This is a genomic window from Streptomyces sp. NPDC056835 (assembly GCF_042789485.1).
Taxonomy (GTDB): Bacteria; Actinomycetota; Actinomycetes; order Streptomycetales; family Streptomycetaceae; genus Streptomyces.
In genome coordinates this window covers 243,100-259,021 of the sequence record NZ_JBHUBB010000011.1, presented here as the reverse complement: position 1 = coordinate 259,021, position 15,922 = coordinate 243,100, and the positions used below count along the sequence as shown (strand labels likewise).

The 15,922-nt window shown below is 71.2% G+C and carries 14 protein-coding genes; 9 read left to right on the top strand and 5 right to left on the bottom strand.

Annotated elements, in window-relative coordinates; genetic code table 11:
• Window positions 1-121: 121 nt before the first annotated feature.
• From ACFRMN_RS15580 to ACFRMN_RS15565, 4 genes are all read right to left on the bottom strand, one after another.
• Window positions 122-715 (bottom strand): flavodoxin family protein, encoded by a 594-nt coding sequence (locus tag ACFRMN_RS15580; protein ID WP_383019056.1) that lies wholly within the window; start codon window positions 713-715, stop codon window positions 122-124.
• Between the two features lie 301 nt (window positions 716-1,016).
• Window positions 1,017-2,453 (bottom strand): helix-turn-helix domain-containing protein, encoded by a 1,437-nt coding sequence (locus tag ACFRMN_RS15575; RefSeq protein ID WP_383019054.1) that lies wholly within the window; start codon window positions 2,451-2,453, stop codon window positions 1,017-1,019.
• A gap of 109 nt (window positions 2,454-2,562) precedes the next feature.
• A complete protein-coding gene (locus ACFRMN_RS15570; RefSeq protein WP_383019051.1) occupies window positions 2,563-3,354 on the bottom strand; it encodes an SAM-dependent methyltransferase in 792 nt (263 codons plus the stop codon).
• A gap of 111 nt (window positions 3,355-3,465) precedes the next feature.
• Entirely contained in the window at window positions 3,466-4,317 is an 852-nt protein-coding gene (locus ACFRMN_RS15565) for a helix-turn-helix transcriptional regulator (RefSeq protein ID WP_383019049.1), read from the bottom strand.
• Between the two features lie 227 nt (window positions 4,318-4,544).
• Between ACFRMN_RS15565 and ACFRMN_RS15560 the strand changes: the two genes are divergently transcribed.
• The 7 genes from ACFRMN_RS15560 to ACFRMN_RS15530 all read left to right on the top strand — a co-directional run bounded on the left by ACFRMN_RS15560 (window position 4,545) and on the right by ACFRMN_RS15530 (window position 12,413).
• Complete coding sequence (locus ACFRMN_RS15560) at window positions 4,545-5,072, top strand: ATP-binding protein (RefSeq protein WP_383019047.1); 528 nt, start codon at window positions 4,545-4,547, stop codon at window positions 5,070-5,072.
• 23 nt (window positions 5,073-5,095) lie between these two features.
• The gene (locus ACFRMN_RS15555; RefSeq protein WP_383019045.1) at window positions 5,096-5,521 is read left to right on the top strand and encodes a hypothetical protein; all 426 of its coding nucleotides are present in this window, start codon (window positions 5,096-5,098) and stop codon (window positions 5,519-5,521) included.
• Window positions 5,522-5,692: 171 nt separating this feature from the next.
• A complete protein-coding gene (locus ACFRMN_RS15550; RefSeq protein WP_383019042.1) occupies window positions 5,693-6,712 on the top strand; it encodes an MASE1 domain-containing protein in 1,020 nt (339 codons plus the stop codon).
• Between the two features lie 501 nt (window positions 6,713-7,213).
• The gene (locus ACFRMN_RS15545) at window positions 7,214-8,551 is read left to right on the top strand and encodes a Dyp-type peroxidase (protein WP_383019040.1); all 1,338 of its coding nucleotides are present in this window, start codon (window positions 7,214-7,216) and stop codon (window positions 8,549-8,551) included.
• A gap of 44 nt (window positions 8,552-8,595) precedes the next feature.
• On the top strand, window positions 8,596-9,711 hold the full coding sequence (locus ACFRMN_RS15540; protein ID WP_383019037.1) for a beta-propeller fold lactonase family protein: 1,116 nt from the start codon (window positions 8,596-8,598) through the stop codon (window positions 9,709-9,711).
• A gap of 167 nt (window positions 9,712-9,878) precedes the next feature.
• Window positions 9,879-10,880, top strand: a complete 1,002-nt coding sequence (locus ACFRMN_RS15535) for an aminoglycoside phosphotransferase family protein (protein ID WP_383019034.1) — start codon at window positions 9,879-9,881, stop codon at window positions 10,878-10,880.
• Between the two features lie 60 nt (window positions 10,881-10,940).
• Complete coding sequence (locus tag ACFRMN_RS15530) at window positions 10,941-12,413, top strand: MFS transporter (RefSeq protein ID WP_383019032.1); 1,473 nt, start codon at window positions 10,941-10,943, stop codon at window positions 12,411-12,413.
• A 41-nt stretch (window positions 12,414-12,454) separates the two neighbouring features.
• On the opposite strand, the gene ligD is transcribed toward ACFRMN_RS15530, so the two are convergent.
• Entirely contained in the window at window positions 12,455-13,492 is a 1,038-nt protein-coding gene (ligD, locus tag ACFRMN_RS15525; RefSeq protein ID WP_383019030.1) for a non-homologous end-joining DNA ligase, read from the bottom strand.
• A 321-nt stretch (window positions 13,493-13,813) separates the two neighbouring features.
• Between ligD and ACFRMN_RS15520 the strand changes: the two genes are divergently transcribed.
• Window positions 13,814-15,178, top strand: a complete 1,365-nt coding sequence (locus tag ACFRMN_RS15520) for a phosphoribosyltransferase family protein (protein WP_383019028.1) — start codon at window positions 13,814-13,816, stop codon at window positions 15,176-15,178.
• A gap of 102 nt (window positions 15,179-15,280) precedes the next feature.
• A complete protein-coding gene (locus tag ACFRMN_RS15515; RefSeq protein ID WP_383019026.1) occupies window positions 15,281-15,904 on the top strand; it encodes a hypothetical protein in 624 nt (207 codons plus the stop codon).
• Window positions 15,905-15,922: the final 18 nt, after the last annotated feature.

Here is a 15,922-nt window from a genome sequence, read left to right as displayed (position 1 = left end):
CGCGTTGTCGGGATCACCCCAGTACATCCAGTACTGGGGCGACCCTCCGCCTTGCGATCGCACGCACCGACCGCCGCCGAGCCCGCCCTCCGGGCAGACGGCGCTACTTTGAAGACAGGACCTAGGGGAACCGGGCGAGCGGGGCCTCACGCTGGAAGAACGTCTTGGCGCGGAGTGCCGCCCGTTCGTCGTCCCGTACCTGACCGGGCCGGGAACCGTTGCCGAACAGCACCCCGCCGAATCGCATCCGCATATACGCCGCCGAGTGGTTGAGGGTGGTCACCAGCGCGTCGCCGACGGTCTCGTCGTCGTTCGACATGACCGTCACCCCCCACAGGGTCCGGCCCGCCATCCGCTCCGCGAAGTCCGAGTCGGGCACCGTCAGCCAGCCCGACCAGTAGTCGAGGTAGCGCTTGGTCTGCGCGGAGAGGGTGTACCAGTACAGGGGCGAGGCGATGACGATGTCGGTCGCCTCCAGCGTGGCCTGCCGCAGTGTCTCCTCGCTCTCCCCGCCCGGCCAGGTGGCCGTCTCGTGCCGTCCGTCCTGGAAGTCGGGCAGCGGCAGTTGGGCCAGGTCCACCCAGCGCTGCGGGACACCGGCGGGCAACTGCTGGGCGGCGGCCCGTGCGAGGATCTCCGTGTTGCCGTCGGGGCGGGAACTGCCGAGGACGAAGAGGAACGAGCGGTCCGTGCCACGGGTCGTGTCGGTGGTCATGTCTGCTCCGGTCTCGGACCCCCGGGCCGGGGGAATCGGTGAGTACCTCGCTGCCAACTCCCTTGCTCCGGAGGATATTCCGAGGGCGATCGACCCGATACTTCCTGGTACGGGGCAGGTCGCCTCCGTACCAGGGCCATGGGCGGAGTGCTCGACGATCCGCGATCCGCGATCCGCGATCTGTGATCCGTGACATGGAATGCGACCGAGGCGGGAGCGCCGTGGATGCTCTGGCCGTGGCCACCGGGGTAACGCCGTACAGAGCGTGACGAGGCCGCTGTGCAAGGGCGTTGCACCGTCCTCAGGGAGTCTCCGGCCGCTGATACGTACGGCCTCCCCGGCGTGGCAGTGCGCCGGGGGAGTCGTCCGGGCCGGCGAGGGTTTCCAGCGCGAGGTAGAGGTCCGCGCGGACGGTGGCGGACGACAGGTCCACGTCCAGTAGCCGGCCGATCCGCTCCAGCCACCGCCGGAGCGTCGTACGGTGCAGGCCCAGTTCCCCGGCGGCCGGGGCGACGCTGCCGAGATGACTGAGCCAGACGCGCAAGGCGATCCGTTGCGGTGTGTCGAGCGGTTCGGTCAGTTCGGTGGCCCAACGGCGCGCCGACGCGGCGTCCACGAGTTCCGTGGGGAGCGCGGCGGGCGGGCCCGCGCCGGCGGACCCGGCCGACTCCGTGGGCCCGGCGGCCGGGGCGCGCAGCGCGAAGGAGAGCTGCGCCAGGGCGAGCGGCGTGTCCAGACCTCCCAGCCGCTCGCCCGCCGCCCGCAGCCGTGAGCGCGCGGTGCCGCGGGAGATCCCCAGCATCTGTGCCGTGGCCCCGACCGACCCGGTACGCAGCCATCCCTCCAGCGCCTGGCGCTCGGGCGGTGTGAGCGGGCCCAGCAGGGACGATGCCCATACGGCGAGCCGGTCGGGCGGGATGATCCGCAGCAGGGCACGGTCTCCGAGCCCGGCCGCGGGGACCAGACGGCGGCCCACCGCCGCCCCGGCGCGGGCCTGCCCGGCCTCGGTGAAGGCCGCGGCCAGCATGTCGAGCGGCGCGGGGTCCGCGACCCCGCCGAGCAGCCCGTGCCGCTCCGCCGAGCGGGCGATGAGCCGCAGGACCCGTCCGTCATCCCGCGCGGCGTCGTGAAGGGCCACGACGACCACTTCACCGTCCAGCAGGGTGATCAGCGTGGCCGCGCCCTGCCGGGCACCGGTGGGCAGCAGCGCGCGCCACACCGCCTGGTACGCGGCGTGCGGATCCGCCCCGCCGGAGAGCCGGTAGACGGTGGCGTGTGAGGTCAGACCGCCGATGACCTCTGCCACGAGACCGGTTTCGCCCCGCAGCAGCAGGCGCGTCACCACGGCGTGCAGCCGCATCTCCGCGCTCGTGAGCTCTTCGGCGCGGCGGGCACGTACTTCCAGCAGCCCGGCCGTGGTCCGGGTCACCAGCTCGACCCGGCGTGCGGAGACGTCCGGACCGGCGTGGACCACGAGTGCCGCGCCCACCACCTGCCGGACCGTCGTATCGCTGCCGCCGTCGCCGTTGCCCGGGCGCGCCGCCGCGCTCACGGCACCTGCCGCGGCGCTGGTCCCCGCCGCGGCCGCGCGTTCCGGCGAGCTGTAGACGGCGCCTTTGGCCGGATCCACCAGGACCGCCCAACCGGAGACCGCGGCGGCGGCCTCCGCGATCAGCGAGGCGCCCGAGCGGGCCGCCGCCTCGATCAGCCGGCGCGCCACCAGCCCGTCATTGTCCATCCGTACAGCTTCGGCGAGATGCGGTACGCGCGCATGCGCTGGACGCGGCCCGGCGGGGGAGGGTGCCTGGTCAGGTGGTCAGGTGGTCAGACAGCCAGCGGTCAGGTGGTCAGGGGATACGGGCGACGCCTCCCCATCCGCCCCGCTCGGCGGCCGATGTGGTGGTGGCGTCGGGATGCCAGTGCGGCCAGGACACCACCCCCGGTTCGACCAGCTCCAGCCCGTCGAAGAACCGCGCGATCTGCTCGGGTGTGCGGAGGATGTACGGGACGGCCCCGGACGCGTTGTACGTGTCCTGAGCCGCCGCGTGCCCCTCGTCCGAGGCCGCCGCGTGGCTCAGGGCCAGATGGCTGCCGGACGGCAGCCGGTCCACGAGCCGCTTGACCAGGGCGAGTGCCTCGTCGAAATCGACGATGTGGCCGAGCACGTCCGAGATGACCAGCGCGACCGGCCGCGACATGTCGAGGGTCTCCGCCGCACCCGACAGCACCGCGTCCGTGTCCCGCATGTCCGCCTCGATATAGGCCGTCGCGCCCTCGGCGGTCGAGGTGAGCAGCGCGTGTACGTGCAGCAGGACCAGCGGGTCGTGATCCACGTACACGACGCGCGCGGTGGGGGCGATGCGCTGCGCGACCTCGTGCGTGTTGTTCACCGTCGGCAGCCCGGCGCCGAGATCGAGGAACTGCGTTATCCCCGCCTCAGCCGCGAGATAGGTGACGGAGCGCCGCAGGAAGCCGCGCGACTCCCGCGCGAACGTCTCGATCAGGGGAAAGACCTCACGGTAGGCGTCCCCGGCCTCCTGGTCGGCCGAGAAGTGATCCTTGCCGCCCAGCCAGTAGTTCCAGATGCGCGCGGAGTGCGGAACGGAGGTGTCGATACGACGCGGAGTCTCATCCGGCACGGGGGGATCCCTTCGGTCACTGGTCAGAAACAGGTGGTCAGAAACAGGTGGTCAGATGCGGATGGTCAGACGCGGATGGTCGGGTTCGGGTGGTCAGGTAACGGGGCTCGGTCAAGGGGCACCGGGCACGGGATACGGAAGCGGCGTCGACGGATGCGGGGCTGCCGCGCACGCCTGGTCGATGAGTGTCCGGTACGCCGTCACGGTCCGGGTGTCGTTCCAGACGTCGGCCGGTCCGACGGGGCTCTCCCGGACCACATGGTCCGGAATCTCGGGCACATCCACCCGGTACAGCGTCAGCGCGGCCACGCCGGTGAGCGGATGTGGTGGATCGGTCAGCCGTGCGACCTGAAGGATGACGTCCGGGCGGGCGGCGGCCTCACGCAGCGCGGCGAGTTGTTCCTCCATGATGCCCCCGTCGCCCACGCGCGTACGCAGCGCCGCCTCCGTCATCAGCGACCAGATCCGCGCCCCACGCTCCGCCAGCCGGCCCCGGCGCTCGGTCAGCAGTTCGACGCGTCTGGCGCGATCGGCCGGTGAACGGCCTGTGCCGAGCGCGTCCTCCACCGCCCTGGCGTACGCGGGGGTGCGCAGCAGAGGGGGCACCAGCGCCGGATGCCAGACACGGACCATGCGGGCCGCGGATTCCACGTTCATCAGGTCCAGGGCCCACGGGTCCATCACGTCCCGCCACGGGTGCCACCAGCCCGGCAGATTGGCGGTGGCCAGCTCGCTGAGGAACTGCCTGATCTCCTCCTGGCCGGCCCCGTAAACCTCAAGCAGTGTCCGGACCTGGCCCGCGTCGAGCGCCGTCTCGGCCCGTTCGATTCTCATGACCGTCGTCCGGTGCGCGCCCAGCGCCTCCGCCGCCTGGGTCAGGGACAGACCGGCGCCCACGCGCAGCGCCAGAAGCCGGGCGGCCAGGACCGCGTGGTGCACCGTGGGGCCGGATCTCGGTCTCATGATCTGCCCCCTCTCCGGTGCTCCCGGTGCTCCCGGTGCTCCCGGTGCGGTCCGTTGCTCCCGGGTCCTCCCGGTGTGCGACAGCGTGCGCATCTTGCTCACCGTGCGCACTTCGCACGTTGCATATCCGGCACGGTGCTCCGACAGTGATGAGTATGTCCCCATCTGCCCCAGCCGCATCCTCCGGGAGCGGACCGATCGAAGTCCGAGGCGGGCCGCTTGCCGGCATGAGCGGCGCCCGGCTCCTCGGCTGCGTCTCCGCCCGGCGGACCGCGTGGGTCGTGCGCCAGACGTCACGGGACGACCGGTCCTCACAGGACGGTCAGTCCTCCCGGAACGATCAGTCCTCCCGGAGTGACGCCCGTCGGACCTCCCTGAGCCTCGACCGCGGCGACCACTCATGCCGACGGGCCCGGCAGTGGGCCCGCGCCGCGCTGGCCGACTGGTCGCATCCGGCCCGCGACGACATCGTCGATGACGCTCTGCTGGTCGTTTCGGAGCTGGTCACCAACGCCGTACTGCACGCCTGCGGCCCCATCCGCGCTCATCTGGAACGGCGTCCGGACGGCAGTGTGCGTATCGCCGTGGACGACGGGGGACCGGCCGAGAGCAGCCGTCCGCATGAACTGGCCGGCGACCACGGCAGGGGCCTTGAGGTCATCGCCGCGCTGGCGGCCGACCACGGGCGGACCACCGCACTCCCCTGCCCGTACCGCGCCCGGTCCTGGGCCACCCTCACCACGGGCGCCCGCTGATCCTTCCTCGACAGGAGCCACCGATGTCCGCTCTGTCACGCTCTGTATCCGGTGCTGGTGCGAGCCTCCCCGGCCCCGCCCATGCCGTCGACCCCGCCCGCGTCACCTGCCGCCCGGCCCGTACCCCCGCTTCCACCACGGCCCGGCTGGCCGTCACTGTCATCGAGACTCATCAGCTCGTGATCGAGGACCCCGGACTCCTGATGCACCGTGCGTGGCAGATCGCGCGGAGCGACCCCGAGGCGGCGGCGGAACTGGGCTACGGAGAGCCGTACATCATGGACGAGAAGCAGGCGTTCACTCTCGTGCTCGCGGACTGCGGCGGCACCGAACTGGGCGAGCGCGCGGAACAGCTGGGCCTGCGCGTCGTATCCGCCGCCACGCTGGCGACCTGCACCGACTCGGACAGCCTCGTCTACGAGGATGAACGGATATTCGAGGAGGGCTGACCCGACGAGCCCCCCGCCACCGGCGAAGGCCTTCCCTCCCGGGGCGGCGGGAAGCGTGCCGGGCGAGCCACCGAAGCGCGGACGAGTCCGGTGCGTGTGGAGCCGGGAGAGGGTGACGTCTGCGCTCCGACGGTGCGTGTCATGGCCGGAGCGGGCAGGGGACATTGTCTGATGGCTGTTGTGGCGCGCAGAGAGAAGATCCGGAGTCTGTCGGTGGCATTTCTCCGGATCCTCGGCGTCGCCGTCGCCTACTACGCGGGCGCGTGCGTCGGCAGGCTGGAGGGCGTGGTACGGGTCGAGGGCGCGGCGGTCTCACCCCTCTGGCCCTCCACCGGTATCGCGCTGACCTGCCTGTTCCTGATGGGCGTCGGGGTCTGGCCGGGGATCACGCTGGGCGTCCTCTTTCACCTCGTGACGCTCGATCCGTTGAACGCCGTCGCGCCCGGGGTCATGGCGGGCGCCACTCTCGGACCGCTCTGCTCCTATCTGCTGCTGCGGCGGGTGGGCTTCCGTATCGAGCTGGACCGGTTGCGGGACGGGGTGGCGCTGGTGTTCCTGGGCGCCCTGGCCGGGATGATGATCAGCGCGACGGTGGGTACGAGCATGCTGGTGCTCAACGGCAAACTCCCGGTGGGCTTCTGGCCGACCTGGCTGGCGTGGTGGGCGGGCGACGCCATGGGGGTGTTGCTGGTCACGCCCTTCCTGCTGCTCATCTGCCGTATCCGGCTGCCCTTGCGGCCCGACCGCTGGGTGGAGGGGACGGCCGTGGTGCTCGCCGCCCTCATCATCACCCCGCTGGCCATCACGATGTCACTCACCCTGATCTTCCTGTTCTTCCCCGTACTCATCTGGGCGGCGCTGCGCTTCCAGCTCGCCGGGAGCGCGCCGTACGCGCTGTTCGTCTCCGTCATGGTGATCCTGGAGGCGAACGAGGGCAAAGGTGCCTTCGCCCACCACAGCCTCACGGAACGGCTGGTCAGCCTTCAAGTGCTCAACGGTTCGGTGGCACTGACCTCGCTGCTGGTGGCGGCGGTCGTCACCGAGCAGAAGAACACCCGGCTGAAGATCGAGCAGGCGTGCGTCGCGCTGGCGGAGGTGGTGGAGCGGCTCGCGCCGGCGGAAATGGCGAGACTGAGGCCGCGGGAGGGACGGGACGGAGAAGAGGTGAAGGGGGAGGACGAGAACGGATGACCCGATCGGCCCGCACGGGCCCGGCCGGGCCGGACCGTGCTGGACGTGGGCCCCGGACCGGGCACCGACCTCCCGCGCCTGACTTCGCTTCCGGTGCGGGCGCGCTCTCCGGGCGGTTGCCCGGTTGCCCGGGGGGCGTTCGATGGCGGGGGAGCGGACCGTCGGGTACTTTCAGCGCAAAGGGCGGTACGAACCGGGCATACCGGCTAATCGGTCCTCGGTGGACGGTCAGTGCGCTGTCAGCGGTCACTGGGCACTGGGCACTGAAGGCAACGGCATCGCGGTTCGACGCGGTTCCCACCTCGAAATCGCCCACTCCGCACGGAGTTTGGACCTGTCCCGATGGCGCCCGTCGCGGGCCGGACGGTCGTCACCCCTCGGTTCCCGCACTCGGGTGGCACCGGTGACCCCGGCGACCCCGGTGACACCGCGGACATCAGCCTTCCGCACGGACACGGCAGGTACCTCCACAGCAGCGTTCTCGTTCCAGAAGGGCAGCGCATGACTGACGACAGATCGCCCGGCGCGGAAGGCGCGCGGTTCGGCGGGGAGTGTCCGGCGGGCTTCTTCGCGCGGCGCTCGTTCCTGCAGACCACCGTCGCGGCCGGCCTCGCCGGAGCGGCGAGCGTCAGCCTGCTGGACGGTGCCACGGCCCACGGTGCTACGGTCCACGGAGCCGCGGCCTCCCATGTCGCGCCGGGCGCCGAGAAGACGGTGGAACGCGCCAAGCCGATTCCGTTCCACGGCGAGCACCAGGCCGGTATCGCCACCCCTCCTCAGCGCGACGCGACCTTCGTGTCGTTCGACGTGACCGCGTCGGACCGTAAGGCGCTCACCGATCTGTTCCGTACGCTCACCACGCGGGCCCGTTTCCTCACCCAGGGCGGCACACCGCCGAAGACGCCACCGGATTCACCGCCGTCCGACACCGGCATCCTGGGCCCCGAGGTCGTACCGGACGACCTCACCATCACCGTCGCCCTCGGCGCGAGCTTCTTCGACGACCGCTTCGGACTGGCCGCGCGCAAGCCCGTCCAGCTCGTCACCATGACGCCCTTCGCCCACGACGACCTCGATCCCGCGCTGTCCCAGGGCGATCTGCTGGTCCAGGTGTGCGCCACCAACCGCGACACCACGGTGTACGCGCTGCTCGACCTCCTGGCCCATACGAGCGGAGCGATGAAACCGCGCTGGCGCATCGACGGTACGCGCAATCCGCCGCGTCCCGTCGGCGTACCGAGGGACTGGTTCGGCTTCAAGGACGGGATCTCCAACCCGGACGTCACCAACGTCGCGCAGATGAACCAGGAGGTCTGGGCGCAGCCGCGCACCGACGAACCCGCCTGGGCGGTGGGCGGCACCTATCAGGTGCTGCGCATCGTCCACTTCCGTGTCGAGAAGTGGCAACAGGTGCCCGTCGCGGAACAGGAGCGGATCTTCGGCCGCCGCAAGGTCAGCGGCGCCCCCCTGTACGCCCAGGACCCCAACGCCTCGGACCTGCTCGACCCCATCTACACCAACGATCCACAGGGCCTGATCACCCCGCTGGACAGCCATGTCCGCCTCGCCAATCCCCAGACTCCGCAGACGGCGGCGACCAGCGCCATTCTGCGGCGCAGCTACGACTACGACCGCAGCCCGGACGTTCGCGGCGGCCTCGATCTGGGGCACGCGTTCTGCTGCTTCCAGCGCGAACTCAACACCTACATCACCATGCAGACCCGCCTGGAGGGCGAGGCGCTGGTGCCCTATATCAGCCCACGAGGCGGGGGTTACTTCTTCGCTGTCCCCGGCGTGCGGGACGAGCAGGACTACTACGCCCGTGAACTGCTCGCCTGACCCCCTGACCCCCCGACCCCTGAGCCCAAAACCCTGGAGGCGCCATGCGTTCCGCCCGCCGCACCCGAGCCCACCCCGTCGGCCGACCGTGCAAGAAGGTGCTCCGGCCGGTCCTGGGCGCGGGCGCGGTGCTCCTGCTGATGTCCTGTTCCCCGGCCGGGACGGCGGCGCGCGACCCGGTCGCGGCGGCCTCCGCGACCGGACAACCGGGCGCCGGGCAGTACGTGTACGTGACCAACCAACTCGACAACACCGTCTCCGTGATCGACGCCGGTACCCACAAGATCGTGGCGACCGTGCCGGCCGGGACCGGCCCCGAAGGCATCGCCGTCACCCCGGACGGCAAGCGCGCCTATATCGCGGGCAGCGAATCGGCCAAGGTCTCGGCGCTCGACACCCGGACCAAGAAGATCGTCGCGACCGTTCCGGTCGGCAAGAAGCCCAGCGGCGTCGCGTTGAGCCCGGACGGATCCACCCTCTTCGTCGCCAACGGAGGCTCGAACAACGTCTCCGTACTGGACACCCGGACCAACCGGGTGACCGCGACCATCCCGGTCGGTGTCTCCCCGGTGGCCGTGACCGTCAGCCACGACGGCGGGACGGCCTATGTCGCCAACTCCGGTTCGGCCAGCGTCTCGCGCATCGACACCCGTACCCACCGGGCCATCCGTACCTTCCCGGCGGGCCGCTCGCCCGTGGGGGTCGCCGTCACCCCGGACGGGAAGTCCGTCTATGTCGCCAACGAGACGACGGCCCGCGTCTCGGTCATCTCGACCGGCACCGGCAAGATCACGGCCACCGTGCCGGTCGGCGAGGGGGTCTTCAGTGTGACCCTCGCACCGGACGGAAAGAAGGCGTACGTCGCCGTCCTCGGCCCGGGCAACGTCAAGGTCATCGACACCGGCAGCCACCGCGTCACGGGCACCGTCAATGTGGGCCCGCCGGGAACGGACCCGTTCAACATCGCGGTCACCTCGCGCGCGGTCTATGTCACGGACCAGGGCGCGGGCACCCTCACGGTGATCGACCCCAAGACCCTCAAGGTCACCGCGACACTCACGCTCGGCAACAGCCCCTACGGCGTGGCGGTGGCCTCCTCCGGCTCCGCGACCGGCGCCGGGGCCGGGTCCCCGCCCCGCCCCCGGACCGGCGGTCGGTAGCGGGAGCCGCCGGGCCGTGTCCGGCGAACGGCCGTGGCATGACCTCGACTTCGATGAGAGGCATCGACATCCCGAGGCACCGGCCGCGTCGTACGGCGAATCGAGTACGGCGAATCGAGTGACCCGTCCGGTCCGTACGGCATCGGTCGCTCCGTTAGGCTCGCTCCATGCCGACCCACCACACTCCCTGGGGCACACCTGTGCCTCTTCCCTCTCATACCGGCAGCCGGCGTATCCCCTGGGAGCGCCTGCCGCGACCGGTGAAGGCGGGGATCGAGGCCGTACTCCAGGGCACCGTGACCGCGGCCACCAGCCAGCAGGGTGGATTCTCCGACGGCCTCGCCGTCCGGCTGGAACTGTCGGACGGCCGCAGGGCGTTCGCCAAGGCCGTCGATACGGTCGCCGCGACCGCCGTAGGCGCGTTCCACCGCCGGGAGGGCGCGGTGTCGGCCGCGCTGCCGCCCGGGGTGCCCGTGCCGCGGCTGCTGGGCTCCTACGACGACGGCGAATGGGTGGCGCTCGTCTTCGAGGACATCGAGGGAACGCTTCCCGCGCAGCCGTGGCGCGAGAGCGAACTGGAGCGGGTCCTCGACGCCCTCACCGATCTGGCCGGCCGGCTCACGCCCGCGCCATGTCTCCCGGTCGCCCTCCCGGCGCCACGACTTGGCGGCTGGGAGCGGCTGACGAAGCATCCCCGCGCGCTGGCGAAGCTGACCGAGATCGCGCCCGGGGCCGCCCGCGAACTGGAGAAACACCTGTCGCTGGAGGCGCGACTCGGGGAGGCGACCGCGGGAGACACCCTCACGCACGGAGACCTGTACCCGTTCAATGTCCTGCTCGCCGACGACCGTGTCGTCGTCGTGGACTGGCCGCACGCCTGGATCGGGCCCGCGTACGCCGATGTGGTGATGCTGCTCAGCAGCGTGGCGCTCTCCGGAATCAATCCGGAACCGTATGCCGCGCGCCATCCGCTGCTGACCGGTGTCGACCCCGAGGCGGTCGACGTGCTCATCTCGGCGCAGGCGGGCTTCCTCCTGGCCGCGGCCTGCTCCATGGACTCCACCGGTGACCCGAGGCTGGAGGGCATGATGACGGGGCTCGGACTGGCCTCCCTGCGCTGGCTGTCCGTCCGCGGCAGAACCGGCGCGGGGGCGGCCGCCGTCGGATAGTGGTTCCGTGCGACGTACGTGACGCGACGCACGGACGTACGCGATGGCGGGAGGGAAGCGATGACGCCGCCTGCCGCACCGGAGCCGGGCACCATCACCACGGCCGTACCGGCCCGGCTCGACCGGCTGCCCTGGTCGCGCTGGCACTGGATGATCGTGATCGGTCTCGGCACGGTCTGGATTCTCGACGGCCTCGAAGTAACGATCGTCGGCAATATCGCCGGGCGTCTGTCCGAGCCGGGCAGCGGTCTGGCGATCACATCCGCACAGGTCACGGGCGTCGCCGCCGCGCTGTACGTGGCGGGCGCATGCGCGGGCGCGCTGTTCTTCGGCCGGCTCACCGACCGTTACGGCCGCAAGAAGCTGTTCATGGTGACCCTCGCGGTCTACCTCGGCGCGACCGCGATGACCGCGCTGTCCTTCGACGCCTGGTGGTTCTTCCTCTTCCGCTTCCTCACCGGATTCGGTATCGGCGGCGAGTACGCGGCCATCAACTCGGCCATCGACGAGCTGATCCCGTCCGCGTACCGGGGACGTGTCGACCTGATCATCAACGGCAGCTACTGGCTGGGCGCCGTGGGCGGTTCGCTGCTGTCCATCCTGATGCTGAACACCGGGCTCCTCCCCGAGAACCTGGGGTGGCGCCTCGCCTTCGGGCTCGGCTTCGTCCTCGGCCTGGTCATCCTCCTCGTACGCCGGCACGTACCGGAGAGCCCTCGCTGGCAGCTCATCCACGGGTACGGCGACGAGGCGGAGAAGCTGGTCGGTTCCGTCGAACGGAGCATCGAGGCGGAGAAACACGGGAAACTCCCCCCGCCGGCCCGCGAGATCACGATCCATGAGCGCAAGAGCATCGGCTTCGGCCTCATCGCCAGGACGGTCTTCCGCCGGTATCCCAGGCGGGCGGTGCTGAGCCTGTCGCTCTTCATCGGGCAGGCGTTCCTCTACAACGCGATCACCTTCGGGTTCGGCGCGATCCTGACGACGTTCTTCGGCGTCGGGACGGGGCACACGGGCTACTACTTCGCGGTCATCGCCGCGGGCAACTTCGTCGGCCCGCTGCTGCTCGGCAGGTTCTTCGACACCGTCGGCCGCCGGATCATGATCTCCGGCACCTATCTGCTGTCCGGCGTCCTGCTCTTCGGCACCGCCTGGCTCTTCGACCGCGGCTCACTGACGGCCACGACACTCACCGCGTGCTGGTGCGTGGTGCTCTTCTTCGCGTCGGCGGGCGCCAGCAGCGCGTATCTCACGGTCTCCGAGATCTTCCCGATGGAGACCCGCGCCATGGCGATCGCGTTCTTCTACGCGCTCGGTACGGCGGCGGGCGGTATCAGCGGCCCGCTGGTTTTCGCGGAACTCACGGCGTCCGGGGTGGTCGGGGACACGGCGCTCGCCTTCCGGATCGGCGCCGGACTCATGTGCGCGGCGGGGCTGGTGGCGGCGTTCCTCGCGGTTCGGGCGGAGGGCCGGGCGCTGGAGGACATCGCCGAGCCCCTGTCAACGGTGAGTGGCGGGGCGGGGCGTGCCTGAGTGGCGAGGTGGGGCCGGGCGCGTGAGTGGCGTTTCGCCGGTCACGCGGCTCGCTCCCGTACCACCTCGGCCGGATCCTTGTCGTCGCGCAGTCCGCGGAACCGGGGGTGGCGCAGCATCCCGTCCCGTGTCCATTCGGTGAACTCGATCTCGGCGACGAGCCGGGGGTGCGCCCAGTGCGGGGCGCGTTCACGGACCGGGGTGACGAACGGCGAGTGGTCCGTCGCCAGTTCGTCGAGCCGACGGCGCAGCTCCAGCAGGGTGCGGCGGTCGTACCCCGTACCGGCTTTGCCCGCGTAGCGCAGCTGACCGCCGTCGTAGTACCCGAGGAGCAGCGCTCCGAAGCCGATACGGGACCCGGATGGTTCCGTGAAGCCCCCGACGACGAACTCCTGGGCGCGCAGGCACTTGAGCTTCAGCCAGTCGGGGGACCGGCGTGGCTGGTAGCGGCCGGCGGCCCGTTTGGCGATCAGCCCCTCCCAGCCCCGGGCGCACGCCTCGTCCAGCAACTCCTGGCCGCCGTGGTTGCGGTGCGTGATGAAGCGCAGTGGGGGCCGGTGGACCAGGGCTCTGCGGAGCAGCGATTTGCGTGAGCGCAGCGGGAGTCCGGTGACATCGGCGCCGTCGAGTCGCAGGAGGTCGAAGAGACAGTAGGTGACGGCCACCCCGGTGGCACGGGCCCGACGGGCGTCGGAGAGCCCCATCCGCTTCTGGAGCAGGGCGAAGTCGGTACGGCCGTCCGTGAAGGCGACGATCTCGCCGTCCACGGTGAAGTCGGCGCGGTCCTGTGCGGCGAGGGCGTCCACGATCTCCGGGTAGGTGCTGTTCAGCCGTAGTCCATTGCGGGACAGCAGGCGTACGCCGGCCGCGTCCCGCACCGCCAGCACACGGACCCCGTCGAGCTTGCGCTCGAAGATCCATTCGTCGTCGAACTCCCGGCGGTCGCTCAGGGTGGCCAGCATCGGGCGGGACGCCAGCTCGACGCCCGGCCGCGCCTCGGTCAGCCGCCGGCGTTCGGCGGCGGGCAGCGTCTCCAGGAGACCGGGAACGAGTGTGTCCTTCATGGCGTCGTCCTTCATGGCGTCCTGCCTCCATGACGGCTTCGAGACGGCTTCGAGACGGTTTCGATGGCGGATGCGCTCCGGCAGGTCTCCAGGCCCTGCCCGCCGCGCGGGCGACCCTGAGTCCGAGCATCGGGGAGCGGTTCCCCATCGGCAACCGCGGTCACGCCGGGGATAGGGCCGGACGGTACCCCCATGGGTCTCTTGGCCCCTATCGGGGCGGATGGTTCGCGTGGTCCGGTGAGTGGGGGTACCGATGCCGGTGCTCTGACGTCGGGGTTTCGAGGCTTCGAGGCTTCGGGACTTCGGGACGTCGGGGCTTCGGGAGAGGAGGCGGGCATGCGCTTCGCCGATCGAACGACCGCCGGGATACAGCTCGCCGGAGAAGTGGCCCGGCTGCGGCTCGACGACCCTGTGGTGCTGGGGCTGCCGCGTGGCGGGATCCCCGTGGCGTACCAGGTCGCGCGGGTGCTCGGCGCGCCACTGGATGTCATCGCCGTCCGCAAGCTCGGAGTGCCGTCCAGGCCCGAGCTCGGGTTCGGCGCCATCGGCGAGGGCGGGGTACGCATCCTGAACGACGATGTGGTCCGGGCCGCCCGGCTCGGGCCGCGCGAGCGCGCCGCGGTGGAACTGGCCGAGCGGACCGCGCTGGACGGGCGCCTTCGCGCCTACCGCGCGGAGCGACCGTCCACCGCTCTCACCGGGCGGACGGTGGTGATCGTCGACGACGGCATCGCCACCGGCTCCACCGCGTCCGCCGCCTGCGAGGTGGCGCGGGCACGCGGTGCGGCCCAGGTGGTGCTGGCCATACCCGTGGCCCCGCCCGGAGCGGTGGCGGAACTGAGCGGGGAGGCAGACGAGGTGGTGTGTCTGTACTCGCCGGACTACTTCGGCTCGGTCGGCCAGTGGTACACGGACTTCTCCCAGACCAGCGACGCCGAGGTCATCGAACTGCTCAACGACCGCCTGGCCTCCTCCGGGGGCCCCACGAAGAGCGCCATGGAGGGTACGGGGACCGGAGGCGGTCGCACGGATGACGCCCCGCCCGTCGCACCCGCCCTCGAACGGGAAGTCGAGATGACCGTCGACGGCCGGAAGCTGCCCGGGAATCTGACACTGCCGGACGGCGCGCCGGGCGTGGTGGTCTTCGCCCACGGCAGCGGCAGCAGCCGCCACAGCCCCCGCAACCGGTCGGTGGCCGAGCGGCTGAACGGGGCGGGCCTCGGCACCCTGCTCTTCGATCTGCTCACCCCCGAGGAGGAACGCGACAGGGCCAATGTCTTCGACATCCCGCTGCTGGCCCGGCGGCTCACCCTGGTCACCGCGTGGCTGGGAGCCGAACACGCCCTGCCTGTCTGCTACTTCGGGGCCAGTACGGGCGCGGCGGCGGCGCTCCTGTCCGCCGCCGAGCCGCACGCGGACATCAAGGCCGTGGTCTGCCGCGGCGGCCGTCCCGATCTGGCCGCCGACGCGCTCACCGACGTACGGGCACCCACCCTGCTCATCGTGGGTGGCGCCGATACGCAGGTGCTCGACCTGAACCGCCGGGCCGCCGGACGTATGCACTGCGAGCACCGTCTCGACGTGGTGGCGGGGGCGACCCATCTCTTCGAGGAGCCAGGTGCTCTCGAAGCCGTGGCGGATCTGGCCCGTGAATGGCTCACGGAACATCTGTCCCCGAGTGCGCAGCGTGCGGGGCATTGAGCGCGTACGGGGCGTACGGGGCGTGCCGGGTGTACGAGACGTGAGGGGCGGGCCAGGGACACCACGCGGAACTCATCGAGTCGAGCTTCAGGAGGCCGGACCATGCGGACGCCGGATCCACGGGACCCCGGGAACCACCGGAAGCGCCGGGCGGGACACCCGCGAGCTGCCAGGAAGGACAATCCGCTGCGTCGGCCGGCCGACCGGCTGCGGCTCTTCGTGAACGTGCTCCTGATCGTCGTACTGATCATCGGCCTGCCGCTCGCGGGATGGGGGGCGGGCACCCTCACCTATGACCACTACCAAGGGATCACGCACTCCCAGAACCTGGGGAAGCACCAGGTCACGGCCCATCTGACCGCGAACGCGAGCCGTCTCGTACCGGGCTCGGTCCCAGGAGGCGCGGTGGGCAGCGCGCCGGTCTCCTGGACCGACGGGAGCGGGACACACACCGGCAGGACCGTCGTTGTCGAGGGCCAGAAGAAGGGGGCGCCCATCCGCGTCTGGGTGGACCGGGCGGACCGGATCACCCTGCCCCCGGAGAACTCGTCCGTGGGCCTCACCAGCGGAGTGACCGCCGGGATCGTGGCCGCGAGCACGGCGGCCGTAGTCGTGAGCGGCGCGGCGGTGGGGTTCCACCGGTCGCTCGACCGTCGGCTCGACGCGCGGTGGGAGAAGGAATGGGCCGAGGTCGAGCCCAAGTGGTCACACCGGAGCGAGCGTTGAGACGCCGGCGCGCACAGC

Excerpts from the sequence above, each read along its gene's own strand:
- ACFRMN_RS15580 (WP_383019056.1), bottom strand. The coding sequence starts at position 715 with ATGACCACCGACACGACCCGTGGCACGGACCGCTCGTTCCTCTTCGTC.
- ACFRMN_RS15575 (WP_383019054.1), bottom strand. The coding sequence starts at position 2,453 with ATGGACAATGACGGGCTGGTGGCGCGCCGGCTGATCGAGGCGGCGGCC.
- ACFRMN_RS15565 (WP_383019049.1), bottom strand. The coding sequence starts at position 4,317 with ATGAGACCGAGATCCGGCCCCACGGTGCACCACGCGGTCCTGGCCGCC.
- ACFRMN_RS15560 (WP_383019047.1), top strand. The coding sequence starts at position 4,545 with ATGAGCGGCGCCCGGCTCCTCGGCTGCGTCTCCGCCCGGCGGACCGCG.
- ACFRMN_RS15555 (WP_383019045.1), top strand. The coding sequence starts at position 5,096 with ATGTCCGCTCTGTCACGCTCTGTATCCGGTGCTGGTGCGAGCCTCCCC.
- ACFRMN_RS15550 (WP_383019042.1), top strand. The coding sequence starts at position 5,693 with ATGGCTGTTGTGGCGCGCAGAGAGAAGATCCGGAGTCTGTCGGTGGCA.
- ACFRMN_RS15545 (WP_383019040.1), top strand. The coding sequence starts at position 7,214 with ATGACTGACGACAGATCGCCCGGCGCGGAAGGCGCGCGGTTCGGCGGG.
- ACFRMN_RS15540 (WP_383019037.1), top strand. The coding sequence starts at position 8,596 with ATGCGTTCCGCCCGCCGCACCCGAGCCCACCCCGTCGGCCGACCGTGC.
- ACFRMN_RS15535 (WP_383019034.1), top strand. The coding sequence starts at position 9,879 with ATGCCGACCCACCACACTCCCTGGGGCACACCTGTGCCTCTTCCCTCT.
- ACFRMN_RS15530 (WP_383019032.1), top strand. The coding sequence starts at position 10,941 with ATGACGCCGCCTGCCGCACCGGAGCCGGGCACCATCACCACGGCCGTA.
- ligD (WP_383019030.1), bottom strand. The coding sequence starts at position 13,492 with ATGAAGGACGACGCCATGAAGGACACACTCGTTCCCGGTCTCCTGGAG.
- ACFRMN_RS15520 (WP_383019028.1), top strand. The coding sequence starts at position 13,814 with ATGCGCTTCGCCGATCGAACGACCGCCGGGATACAGCTCGCCGGAGAA.
- ACFRMN_RS15515 (WP_383019026.1), top strand. The coding sequence starts at position 15,281 with ATGCGGACGCCGGATCCACGGGACCCCGGGAACCACCGGAAGCGCCGG.